Origin of the sequence: uncultured Algibacter sp. (assembly GCF_947487605.1) — a bacterium.
Classification (GTDB): domain Bacteria; phylum Bacteroidota; class Bacteroidia; order Flavobacteriales; family Flavobacteriaceae; genus Algibacter_D.
Map to the genome: position 1 here is coordinate 268,211 of NZ_CANKXK010000003.1, position 12,288 is coordinate 280,498.

General features: G+C 32.4%; 13 protein-coding genes and 1 tRNA gene. 3 read left to right on the forward strand and 11 right to left on the reverse strand.

Features of this window, described 5'->3' with window-relative positions:
* Positions 1-22: 22 nt before the first annotated feature.
* The 7 genes from Q0739_RS05120 to Q0739_RS05150 all read right to left on the reverse strand — a co-directional run bounded on the left by Q0739_RS05120 (position 23) and on the right by Q0739_RS05150 (position 4,381).
* On the reverse strand, positions 23-502 hold the full coding sequence (locus Q0739_RS05120) for a biopolymer transporter ExbD (RefSeq protein WP_298237627.1): 480 nt from the start codon (positions 500-502) through the stop codon (positions 23-25).
* Between the two features lie 24 nt (positions 503-526).
* Positions 527-1,135 (reverse strand): biopolymer transporter ExbD, encoded by a 609-nt coding sequence (locus Q0739_RS05125; RefSeq protein WP_298237628.1) that lies wholly within the window; start codon positions 1,133-1,135, stop codon positions 527-529.
* A gap of 1 nt (position 1,136) precedes the next feature.
* The gene (locus Q0739_RS05130) at positions 1,137-1,541 is read right to left on the reverse strand and encodes a hypothetical protein (RefSeq protein ID WP_298237629.1); all 405 of its coding nucleotides are present in this window, start codon (positions 1,539-1,541) and stop codon (positions 1,137-1,139) included.
* A gap of 20 nt (positions 1,542-1,561) precedes the next feature.
* On the reverse strand, positions 1,562-2,338 hold the full coding sequence (locus tag Q0739_RS05135) for a MotA/TolQ/ExbB proton channel family protein (RefSeq protein WP_298237630.1): 777 nt from the start codon (positions 2,336-2,338) through the stop codon (positions 1,562-1,564).
* Between the two features lie 74 nt (positions 2,339-2,412).
* Positions 2,413-2,500 (reverse strand) — tRNA-Ser (locus Q0739_RS05140).
* Positions 2,501-2,578: 78 nt separating this feature from the next.
* The gene (locus Q0739_RS05145) at positions 2,579-3,610 is read right to left on the reverse strand and encodes an asparaginase (RefSeq protein WP_298237631.1); all 1,032 of its coding nucleotides are present in this window, start codon (positions 3,608-3,610) and stop codon (positions 2,579-2,581) included.
* 3 nt (positions 3,611-3,613) lie between these two features.
* On the reverse strand, positions 3,614-4,381 hold the full coding sequence (locus tag Q0739_RS05150; protein ID WP_298237632.1) for a TatD family hydrolase: 768 nt from the start codon (positions 4,379-4,381) through the stop codon (positions 3,614-3,616).
* Positions 4,382-4,433: 52 nt separating this feature from the next.
* Between Q0739_RS05150 and Q0739_RS05155 the strand changes: the two genes are divergently transcribed.
* Positions 4,434-4,901 (forward strand): retropepsin-like aspartic protease, encoded by a 468-nt coding sequence (locus Q0739_RS05155; RefSeq protein ID WP_298237633.1) that lies wholly within the window; start codon positions 4,434-4,436, stop codon positions 4,899-4,901.
* 29 nt (positions 4,902-4,930) lie between these two features.
* Positions 4,931-5,563, forward strand: coding sequence for a response regulator transcription factor (locus tag Q0739_RS05160; protein WP_298237634.1), 633 nt, complete (start codon positions 4,931-4,933; stop codon positions 5,561-5,563).
* Positions 5,564-6,059: 496 nt separating this feature from the next.
* Here the strand turns inward: Q0739_RS05160 and odhB are convergent, their stop codons facing one another.
* On the reverse strand, positions 6,060-7,271 hold the full coding sequence (odhB, locus tag Q0739_RS05165) for a 2-oxoglutarate dehydrogenase complex dihydrolipoyllysine-residue succinyltransferase (protein ID WP_298237635.1): 1,212 nt from the start codon (positions 7,269-7,271) through the stop codon (positions 6,060-6,062).
* 29 nt (positions 7,272-7,300) lie between these two features.
* On the reverse strand, positions 7,301-10,042 hold the full coding sequence (locus Q0739_RS05170) for a 2-oxoglutarate dehydrogenase E1 component (protein WP_298237636.1): 2,742 nt from the start codon (positions 10,040-10,042) through the stop codon (positions 7,301-7,303).
* A gap of 157 nt (positions 10,043-10,199) precedes the next feature.
* Here Q0739_RS05170 and Q0739_RS05175 point away from each other — a divergent pair, with 157 nt between their 5' ends.
* On the forward strand, positions 10,200-10,718 hold the full coding sequence (locus tag Q0739_RS05175; RefSeq protein ID WP_298237637.1) for an alpha-ketoglutarate decarboxylase: 519 nt from the start codon (positions 10,200-10,202) through the stop codon (positions 10,716-10,718).
* Between the two features lie 91 nt (positions 10,719-10,809).
* Here Q0739_RS05175 and Q0739_RS05180 read toward each other — a convergent pair whose 3' ends face one another.
* Positions 10,810-11,160: a hypothetical protein gene (locus Q0739_RS05180; protein WP_298237638.1), complete on the reverse strand. Its 351-nt coding sequence runs from the start codon at positions 11,158-11,160 to the stop codon at positions 10,810-10,812.
* A 44-nt stretch (positions 11,161-11,204) separates the two neighbouring features.
* Complete coding sequence (locus Q0739_RS05185) at positions 11,205-12,179, reverse strand: polyprenyl synthetase family protein (RefSeq protein ID WP_298237639.1); 975 nt, start codon at positions 12,177-12,179, stop codon at positions 11,205-11,207.
* Positions 12,180-12,288: the final 109 nt, after the last annotated feature.

Here is a 12,288-nt window from a genome sequence, read left to right on the forward strand (position 1 = left end):
TAACAAATTTTATTAAGATAAATTATTTCAAATTATTACTTACATCCCCTGGAGCCACCATATAGTTAATCTTTAACGCATTAACTTTTCTAAGTTCTTGTTTCACATCACCAACAATTCCCATATTAGCTTCTTTATCAACTTTAAGAGCCACCGTTAAAAAAGGAATAAGTTCTTCCCTAAGGAGAGCTCTTTCTTCATTAATAAACGATGCTATATCTTTAACCTCGGCAAACTTATCATTAAGCTGTATTCTTGCTTCAGTTCCATATTTTTCATAACCAGAACTGGGCTTTCCTATAAAGATGAAACTAACAGGATTCTTTTTTTCTAACTTTTCAATTTGATCTGCATTAGGTAAAGTATTCTTAATCATAAGTGTATCTAACCTCATTTCGGTAGCTACCATAAAAAAGAATAATAACATGAATACAATATCTGGCAATGATGCTGTGTTTATAGGAGCTAATCCTCCATCTTTTTTCTTCTTAAATTTAGACATAATTACTTTTTATTTAATTCTAAATTATTCTATAACTTCAGAGAATTTCTGAGGAATTTCTAACTTAATTTGGTCAATAACCTCTTTAAGCTTTTCCTTATTCCCAGTCCAGCGAACGTCTTTATAGTTCTCTTGCATTTTTATAAAATCCATCCCTGGAAATCCTTTTTGCGAACCAACTTGAAGTGCTCTTCTGTTCCTTAAAACATTATAAGCTGCAACAATTTCATTTTGAACTGCAATATAAACCGCATAAGATGTTTCACGATCATTCTTTAAAGATATAATGGCTTTATCTGGGTTATCTGAAGATGCTGGATCTTTTCCACCTTGACAATAGTTACAACTGCCATCACCACCATTATCTAAAAACTCGGTTGCAGCTTTTCTTAAATTTTTAAGTTCCATAAGTTCATCTTCAACAAGCAATTGATCCTTACCATTTATTAAAATGGTAAAAATGTTTTTTTGCTTGATGATAACGTCCTCATCAGATTCTTCCATTGGAGGAAGCTTACGATTGATACCTGAATTCTTTGGAATGGTTGTAGTTACCAAGAAAAATATCAGTAATAAGAAGGCAATGTCGGCCATTGAGCCTGCATTAACTTCTGGTGCTGCTCGTTTTGCCATATTATTTTATCATTTTTTTAATTCCAGAGAACAACATAGTACCTCCAGCAATAAAAATAAGTGCATAGAATAAGTAAAGTCCTGCTCCAATTAACTTAGATCCACCTGCAGATAATGTTCCTCCTTCTTTTAAAGGTGTTTCTACACCAGTAGCTAAAAAGTAGCATATTATAGCTAGCAATGCAAAAGAGCCTACTCCTTTAAGAGTGCTTTTAAGCGTTGCAGCGTCTGAAAATAAATTAAGTATAGTAAATAGTAGAACAGACACTAAAACTATTGCTAATGTAATATAGGCAATAAATAATACGCTGCCTATTTGACTCTCGTTACCAGATGCTAACATTGCTGTAAACACAATGCCAGCGATAGCTAAAACAAAAGCCACTATTTTAAATATTTTGTGCATAATAGTTTATGTTTTAGTTATTACTTCTTTTGTCTAATCAATAAATCCATTAACGTAATAGAAGCATCCTCCATACTGTTAACAATGCTATCAATTTTAGCAATAATATAGTTGTAAAAAATTTGAAGTATAATCGCCACAATTAAACCAAATACTGTAGTTAAAAGTGCTACTTTAATACCACCTGCAACTAAAGAAGGATTCATATCTCCAGCAGCTTCAATTTTATCGAAAGCTTGAATCATACCAATTACCGTACCCATGAAACCTAACATAGGTGCTAATGCAATAAATAACGAAATCCAAGATACATTTTTCTCTAGTTGTCCCATTTGAACACCACCGTAAGCCACAACAGCTTTTTCAGCAGCTTCAAGACCTTCGTCTGTTCTATCTAAACCTTGATAGTATATGGAGGCAATAGGTCCTTTTGTGTTTCTACAAACTTCTTTTGCAGCTTCAACACCACCTGAAGATAAAGCATCTTCAACTTCTTGAGATAATTTTTTTGTATTTGTAGTAGAAAGGTTTAAAAAGATAATTCTTTCGATAGCAATAGCTAGTCCTAAAATAAGACATAACAATACAATCCCCATAAAGCCTGGACCACCTTCAATAAATCGTTTCTTTAAATCTTGATGGAAACTCGCTTCTTCTTCAGCAGGAGCTGCATCGTCTTGTGTTGTACTAGCCACAGTTATTACCGCTGTACTTGTGTTTGCACTTGTAGTTGCATTAACAGTAGTTCCGAAAGCCATCATTCCTGAAATGGCAAGGATAGAAAATAATCTTTTCATGTTCTCGATCTTAATTTTATTAGTTAAAGTGTTAAAGATATAAAAAAAAAGCAATTAAAAAATAAAAATATCAGCAGAGAGGAAGGGATTCGAACCCTCGATACCCTTTTGAGGTATACACACTTTCCAGGCGTGCGCCTTCGACCACTCGGCCACCTCTCTTTATTTTAAAAGCTTAAAATTTTATGGAGGCTCAAATAACAAAAAATTCTTTGAATGATAAAACTTTAGTCGTTAATTTTAAGACATTTCTCCTCTTAAAGGACTTTCGAACGTGGTTTTGAAGGTTTTAACTAAAATATTCCCTCCTAGCAAATACATTAGTTTTGTTATTGCAGCTTCTGTAGTCAAATCTTTTCCTGAAATAACTCCCATCTTTTTTAGTTCGCTACTGGTATCATAATGCCCCATAATGACTCTTCCGCCAGAACATTGCGTAACATTTATAATATGGATATTATTAGAAATAGCTTCTTTTAATAAATCTATAAACCATTTTTCTGTAGTACAATTTCCAGCGCCATAAGTTTCTAAAACAACGCCTTTTAAATTTGGCGTATTCAAAATACTGCTCAAAAGCGATTTTGAAATACCAGGAAAGAGTTTTACAATGGCTACATTTTCATCAAAACTATAACCAACCTTTAATGCTTTTCTTTTATTAGCTTGTAACAAATATTCTTTATTTACTTTTAAATGCACCCCAGATTCTGCCAAATCTGGATAATTTGGAGACGTAAATGCCTCAAAATGTTCTGCATTAATTTTTGTAGTTCTATTGGCTCTGTATAATTTATATTCAAAATACAAACACACCTCTCTAATCACAGGTGCATTTCTATATTGTAAAGCCGCTACTTGAATTGAAGTAATTAAGTTTTCCTTAGCATCGGTTCTTAAATCTCCTATAGGTAATTGCGAGCCTGTAAACACAACAGGCTTTGCTAAATTTTCCAACATAAAACTTAACGCCGAAGATGTGTAACTCATTGTATCGCTTCCATGAAGCACGACAAAACCATCAAACTCATCGTAATTACTTTCTATAATTTTTGCAATTTCTATCCAATACTTAGGGTTCATGTTGCTAGAATCTATAGGTGTTTTAAATGAAACGGTATCTATATTGCAATCGATTAAGTTTAATTCTGGTATTTTCTTGAGTAGATTTTTAAAATTAAAAGCTTTAAGGGCTCCCGTATTAAAATCTTTAACCATGCCTATGGTGCCTCCTGTATAAATTAATAATATTGTTGGTTTTGAATTTGCCATTAATTACACATTAAAAACGTCTTTAGAATTGTTGGTTGTAATACTCGCGATATCTACTACAGACATATTATATATTGATGCTAATTTTTCTAATACATTTATTATATAAGAACTTTCATTACGTTTTCCGCGATATGGTACTGGGGATAAATAGGGTGAGTCGGTCTCTAAAACAATATGTTTTAGGTCTATATGATTCAAAAATTTATCAATCTTTCCATTTTTAAAAGTAGCTACTCCTCCAATTCCTAATTTCATATTATAAGAAATAGCTTTGTGCGCTTGCTCTAAAGTTCCTGTAAAACAATGAAAAATGCCAAATAAATTATCGCTTTTCTCTGTTTCCAATACTTCAAAAATTTCATCAAAAGCTTCTCTACAATGAATAGCAATTGGTAATTTATATTTTTTTGCCAACTGAATTTGCGTTTTAAATGCTTTTTTCTGAATTTCAAGCGTTGACCTATCCCAATACAAATCGATACCAATTTCACCAATGGCATAAAATTTATGCTTTGTAAGCATGTTTTCAACATGATTTAATTCATCCATATAATTGTCTTTAACATGGGTGGGGTGTAAACCCATCATTAAAAACATATTTTCAGGATAATCATTTTCTAATTGAAGCATAGATTCTGTATAAGTCGAATCTATAGCTGGAATAAAAAATCTTGAAACTCCTTTTTCAATAGCTCTATTAATTATAATCTCTCTATCTTCATCAAAAGCTTCACTATATAAATGTGTGTGCGTATCGGTAATTATCATGTTGTAAAAATAATTGTTTTTACATGATTATATTTGCTTAAACCGAAATAGTATGGACACGCTTCAAGAATTTCTTCTAAATAAAAACTATACCAAGGTAAAACTCCATCTTACCAAAACAAATCATTTTGAAATTAAAGCTACTATTAATGGTGTAAAAGGTCTTTTTATTTTAGATACAGGCGCATCTAGTTCGTGCGTGGGTTTTGAAGCCATTAATACTTTTAAATTAAATGCCGAAGATTCCATTATTAAGGCTGCAGGTGCAGGTGCAACAGATATGGATACTAAAATGGCAAAAAAAAATAAAGTAAAGATTGGCAAATGGAAACATAACAAGATTGCTTTGGTGTTATTTAACTTAACACATGTAAACACTGCGCTTATAAATCATAATTCTAAACCCGTTGATGGCATTATAGGAGCCGATATTTTAAAAAAAGCAAAAGCTGTTATAGATTATGAAAAGAAATATCTATATTTAAAATTACAAAACCTTATCGATCCTAATTTAAGGTAATTATTAATAGCGATTATCTCTAAAAATTAATGAATACATCAATTGTTATTGCGGATGACCATCCGCTTATGCTTCGTGGCCTTACCGATTTTTTGACATCAAAAGGGTTCAATATTTTAGGAAGTGCAGAAGATGGGAAACTTGCTTATAGTCTCATTGTTAAACTTAAGCCTCAAATAGCTATTCTAGACATTAGAATGCCATATATGACAGGGTTAGAAATTGCTGAAGCATGCCAGAAAAATGAATTGAAAACTAAAATTATATTGATAACATTCGATAAAGAAGAAGTGCTTTATGATCAAGCAAAAACTTTTGGAGTTTATGGTTATATTTTAAAAGAGTTTGCTGTTGAAGAAATTGAAACTTGTATTACTCAAGTTGTAAATAACAAACCATATTTTAGTAAAGAAATTACATCTTACCTCAACAAAAGTAATTTAGAACAAAAGCCTGAAGTTTTAGATTCGTTGACTAAATCTGAATTGAAAATTTTAACGCTCATTTCCGAAAATAAAACCAGCCAAGAAATTGCCGATATCCTTTCTGTATCTATTAAAACCATACATAAACATAGGAGTCATATTGTTGGCAAGCTACATTTAGAAAATAAACCTAACTCACTTTCGGTTTGGGCAAACTTAAATAAAGATTTTCTTTAAAAATACGCACTTATGCGTATTTTTTTAACCATCCTTCTTACTTATCTTTACAGTGCTATTAATTAGTTCTTAGGGAGAATTATAGAAGGCTCTAAATTATTATGATTTAGAGCTTTCGTTTTTTTAACACTTGACACCCTTATTGAAAATACGCACTAGTGCGTATTTTTTTTTACACCAATGCAACATACCTTTATCCTGCTATTAATAATTCTTTATTGAGAGAAGAATTTTTAATAAGACTCTGTGCTGTAATGGCACAGAGTTTTCCTAAATGCAAGTTATGAACCCCAAACCCCAAACTATCATTCTTAATATCTCATGAATAAAAAAAGTAACTCTTTAGAAAAGATTGTTATTATTGGTATGGTTATATTAATTGTTACAATAATCTCAATCAATATTATTAGTAATTTTTTATAGTATTTAGTTAGTTAAAAAAGGGGTTTTCTGTAAACAGAAAACCCCCTTTTTTGAATTTATAAATCTTGTGTTTTTATAGCTCTAGAGCTTTTTTAATGTCATTGTTCATTAGCAATTCTACTGGGTTTTCTAAAGCTTCTTTTACTGCAACTAAAAACCCGACACTTTCTTTTCCATCTATTATTCTGTGATCATAAGATAACGCCACATACATTATTGGTCGAATTTCCACCTTTCCATCTATGGCAACAGGACGCTCAACAATATTGTGCATTCCTAATATACCACTTTGTGGTGGGTTAATTATTGGTGTAGATAACATACTTCCAAAAACACCACCATTTGATATTGTAAAGGTTCCTCCTGTCATTTCATCAACAGTAATTTGTCCGTCTCGAGCACGAATAGCTAGTCGTTTTACTTCAGACTCTACACCTCTAAAGCTTAGGTTTTCTACATTTCGCATTACTGGTACCATAAGCCCTTTAGGTCCAGAAACAGCTATACTAATATCACAGAAATCATATGATATCATTTCTTTACCATCAATCATAGAATTTACAGCTGGATACATTTTTAAAGCTCTAACAACTGCCAAAGTAAAGAAACTCATAAACCCTAGTCCTACTCCATGTTTTGTTTTGAAGGTTTCCTTATATTCTGAACGTAATGCAAAAATAGGAGACATATCAACCTCATTAAAGGTAGTTAACATCGCCGTTGTGTTTTTCGCCTCGACTAATCGTTCTGCAACTTTACGACGTAACATAGACATTTTACTTCTTGAAGTACCACGACTACCTCCTGTTGGTGTTCCCATAGATGGTACTGCATTTACTGCATCATCCTTGGTAATTCTTCCATCTTTTCCAGTGCCCGATACAGAACTAACATCCATACCTTTTTCAGCTAGTATCTTTTTTGCAGCAGGACTAGCGCTACCAGTAGCATAAGTCTTAGCTTCTGTAGCTGTTACTTTTGAAGTATCTACGCTTGTGGCTTCAACTTTTTCTTCTGCCTTGGGAGATTCATTTCCTTCAGGTTTTTCACCATCTGTATCTATTAAGCAAACTACTGCTCCAACTGCTACAGCATCACCTTCTTCTGCTTTAAGTGTTATAATCCCACTTACTTCTGCAGGCAATTCTAGTGTTGCTTTATCACTATCTACTTCTGCAATGGCTTGATCTTTTTCAACATAATCACCATCTTCGACTAACCATGTAGCTATTTCTACTTCTGTAATAGACTCACCTGGCGAAGGCACTTTCATTTCTAAAATCATTCTTTATAATTTTAATTATCTCTTAATTTTTATTCTATATCGAAAACATCATTAATAACACGCTGCTGTCTTCTTTTATCTCTTGTACTTGAGCCTGGTGCTGGAACAGAATTGTACGACCTTGAACAAACTTCTAATTTCACTAAATCCATTCGTTGTACCATGTGACTCCACGCTCCCATGTTCTTTGGCTCCTCTTGTGCCCAAACATATTTTTCTACATTTGGATAGGAATCAATTATTTTTTGAATTTTATCTAAATGAAGAGGAAATAACTGTTCCACTCTAACCAATGCGACATCTTCTCTTTTTAAAGATTCTCTTGCGGCTAATAAATCATAATAAAATTTACCTGTACACAAAACTAATTTCTTAACTTGACTTTTATCTATAGTATCGTCGATAACTTCTTGAAATTCTCCAGTTGCTAATTCGTTTATTGACGAAACCGCTTTAGGGTGGCGCAATAAACTTTTAGGAGTGAACACTATAAGTGGTTTTCTGAAATCGCGTTTCATTTGACGACGCAATAAATGAAAAAAGTTCGCAGGTGTTGTACAATCTGCAACTATCATATTATCTTCTCCGCAGAGCTGTAAATAACGTTCCATTCTCGCTGATGAGTGCTCTGATCCCTGTCCTTCATAACCATGTGGAAGTAATACTACAATACCATTTTGTGATTTCCACTTGTCTTCAGCGGCCGATAAATACTGATCGAAAATAATTTGTGCACCGTTACTAAAATCACCAAATTGTGCTTCCCAAACAGTAAGCGTGTTGGGATTTGCCATTGCATAACCATAATCAAACCCTAATACACCATACTCGGACAAAAAGGAATTGTAAATATCCATTTTCCCTTTATTCTCTGGGTTTGTGTTTAAAAGATTAATACGTTCTTCTGAAATTTCATCTCGCAAAATAGCATGTCGATGACTAAATGTACCACGCTCTACATCTTGCCCAGAAATTCTAACATTAAAGCCTTCTATCATTAAACTTCCATAAGCCAATGTCTCTGCCATTCCCCAATCGAGAGTATCTGTTTCAAATACCATCTTTTTCCGTCCTTGGAGAATTCTTTCCGCTTTGCGTAAAAACTTAACTCCTTCTGGAACTGTTGAAACAACATTAGAAATCTTTTCCAATTTATCCTTTGGAAAAGAGGTGTTTACCGTTTCAAGCATTTCTTTTATTCCTCTACGCTCAAAATCTGTCCATCGTTCTTGCATGAACTCTCTAACTTTTGAGGATTCTGCTTTTTTAGACTTCTCATATTCGCGTTCTAATGTGTCTCTAAAATCAGCTACAATTTTATCTAAATATGCTTTATCTATTGTTTTTTCAGAAATTAGTTTGTCTGAATATATTTTGAATGGATTATCATGTTTTGCTATGTTCTTGTAAAGTTTAGGTTGTGTAAAACGAGGTTCATCACCTTCATTATGTCCATATTTTCTATACCCTAACAAATCAATATACACATCTTTTTTATAACGCATTCTATACTCCAAAGCCATTTCAACAGCATGTACAACAGCTTCAGCGTCATCTGCGTTAACATGTAAAACTGGTGATAAGGTTACCTTAGCAACATCGGTACAATAGGTACTTGAACGTGCATCTAAATAGTTGGTAGTAAAGCCTATTTGGTTATTAACCACTATATGTATGGTTCCTCCTGTTTTGTAGCCATTTAACCTACTCATTTGGGCTACTTCATAAACAATACCCTGTCCAGCAATTGCTGCATCTCCATGTACAATTATTGGTAAAATTTTAGAATCGTCTCCATCATAATCGGTATCAATTTTTGCTCGTGTAATGCCTTCGGCCACAGGAGCAACGGTCTCTAAATGAGATGGATTTGGAACCAAATTCATTTTGATGTTTTTTCCGTTTTGATAGGTTTTATCTAAAGTCAAACCTAAATGATACTTCACATCTCCATCGATGCTTTCGTCTTCAAAATCTTTACCATCAAATTCACTAAAAAGTTCATTTACTGGCTTTCTAAAAATATTAACGAGTGTGCTTAATCGTCCTCGATGTGCCATTCCTAAAACACATTCTTTAACACCATACCTTTCAACAGAATAAAAAAGCACATTACTAATAGCTGGTATTAACGACTCTCCTCCTTCAAGTGAAAAACGTTTTTGACCAACATATTTTGTTTGCAAAAAGTTTTCAAAAGTAACCGCTTGATTTAATTTTGAAAGAATGTACTTTTTAGTTTCAGGAGAATAATTAGGTTGATTATCGTTCTTATTTAGTTGGTCTTGCCACCATTTAATAACCTCTGGGTTACGCAAATACATATACTCTACCCCTATAGAACTACAATAAATATTTTCTAAATGAACTACAATTTCTCTTAAAGTCTTTGCTCCAATACCTAGAGTTTCGCCAGCATTAAAAACGGTATTTAAATCCTGATCTGAAAGTCCAAAATTTTCTAAACCTAAAGTTGGAAAATAACTTCTACGTTCTCTAACAGGGTTGGTTTTTGTAAACAAATGCCCACGCATTCTATAGCCATCAATAAGTTTAACAACTTGGAATTCTTTTTGAACATGCTCTGGAATTTGAGTAGAAACACCTTCTATAATCTCTCCATCTAACCCATAGTTTTCGCTTCCAAAATCGTACCCTTGAAAAAAGGCTCTCCAACTCGGTTCTACAGAATCTGGATTTTGTACATATTGATCGTATAAATCAGCAAAATAAGCTGTATGTGCTGCGTTTAAAAATGAAAATTTATCCATTATTATATATAATACCGTTAGGCTTAGTCAAAATATTCTCCAAAAATACAACTTTTACCAAAATTAGATGTTTGTTTTACTATATTTATAAACAGATAATCGTTATTTAGTAAACAACTTTTGTTTGCTGTTAAAATTTTAAAAATCCTTAATTTCAATGAAGTTTTTTAACAAAATCGCATGCTTTATTAGCATTTTTGTTTTCACTGTAAATTTGCTTAATGCACAAGAAGTTAAAAGTGAATTTTGGAGTCATGTACGTTATGGAGGCGGCATAGGACTAAATTTTGGAGATGGATTCTTTAGTGGCACACTTGCCCCAAGCGCAATTTATGAGTTTGATGATGTATTTGCACTAGGCATTGGATTAAACGGCACAATAAACAATCAAAAACGAGTTTATAAATCTACTATTTTAGGAGGTAGTCTTCTTGGACTAGTTAATGTTATTCCTGAAATTCAACTTTCGGCAGAGTTTGAAGAACTTAATGTGAATAGACGATACGATGTGAACTTAAATTTTCCAGATGAAAATTATTGGGTTCCTGCTTTATTCTTAGGAGCTGGATATAGAAATGGTAATGTTACTTTTGGAATAAGATATGATGTTCTTTATGATAATGATAAGAGTATTTATATAGATCCTTGGCTGCCTTTTGTTCGGTTTTATTTTTAGGTAAAAAGGAATTTCCTTTCTAGAAGCACTTAATATTATGGGTGACTCTGCCAGTATTAAGAATTATCTTTAAATCGAAAAAGAAAGATTTTTAAGAATATTTATTTCTATACCAGACTTTTTGCCATTCACGTTTTAGTATTAAAAATGTAACGGCTTCTGATATCTTAACAACATCATCTCCATCCAAAGCTTTCACTTGTTTTTCAGGTACATCAATAATATAAAGCAAGTTAAGATACTCCATGAATTTTTCCTGTATGAGTTTATAAACAGTTTCATGTAGTAAAAGCTTTAAGCTGGTAGATAAAATATCTTCATGAAAATCTAAATCAATATTTGCTAAAAGAAAATCTTTATTAAGCTGAAGAATTAATTTTCTATATAAATCTAATTGATTTGCCTCTTCAATTAAACTTTCAAAAGTTTTTGGTAATTGCATAAGATAGATTTCTGCCTTCGCAGAAATGAAAAAAGATTAATTATTTAAACCGTTCTATTCATTAAACTATTACCAAATGTTTTCAACAGTTCTTTTTTGTCTTCAGAAATATTCAAAGATTCTAAACCTAAAAATGCCTTATTAGTATATTCTTGAATAGCTTGTTTGGTGGCATCAGCAGATCCTGTTGATTCAAAAAATTGCTTTACCACATTAATTTTGGTTGCTACGTCCTCTGGATTTGAATTGAAAAGTTGACTCAACTCAAGCTTATCAGTTTCATTTGAAAACTCCAATGCTTTTAAATATAAATATGTTTTTTTATTTTCAATAATATCGCCTCCTACTTGTTTTCCAAACGTTTTAGGGTCTCCGAAAGCATCCAAATAATCATCTTGTAATTGAAATGCAATTCCTAGATTTTTCCCAAATGCATAAATATTGTTCTGATCCTCTTGTGAAGTATTCGCTACAATAGCCCCCATTTTCATTGCTGCACCAACTAAAACTGCGGTTTTATATTCTATCATTTTTAAATATTCTAGAATTGTAACATCGTTTCTAGTCTCAAAATCCACATCATACTGCTGCCCTTCACAAACTTCCAAAGCGGTTTTACTAAATAGTTTTGCTAAAGCTTGAAAGGTACTAGTATCATAATTTTCAAAAAGTTGATAAGCCATTATTAACATAGCATCTCCAGAGAGAATTCCCGTATTCACATCCCATTTTTCATGTACCGTTTGTTTACCTCTTCTAAGCGGGGCATCATCCATTATATCGTCATGTACCAACGAAAAATTATGAAAAACTTCTATACTCAAGGCAGCATCTAATGCCTTTTTATAATCACAATTAAAAATTTCTGCGGCCATTAATGTTAACACAGGTCGTAATCGTTTCCCGCCTAAGCTTAATATATATTGAATTGGGTTGTATAGATTGTATGGCTCTTTTGAAACTGAATAACTTTCTAAATAAGTAACAAATTCCTTTTGATATTTTTCTATTGTAAGCATGAAACAAAAATAAATTAATTCATCACAATTTGAAGCTTTAAAAGACAGGATATGTTAAATAAATATTAAAACTTTGGAAACTTTTTGAGTTTTTAAAGTTTCCTGTCGT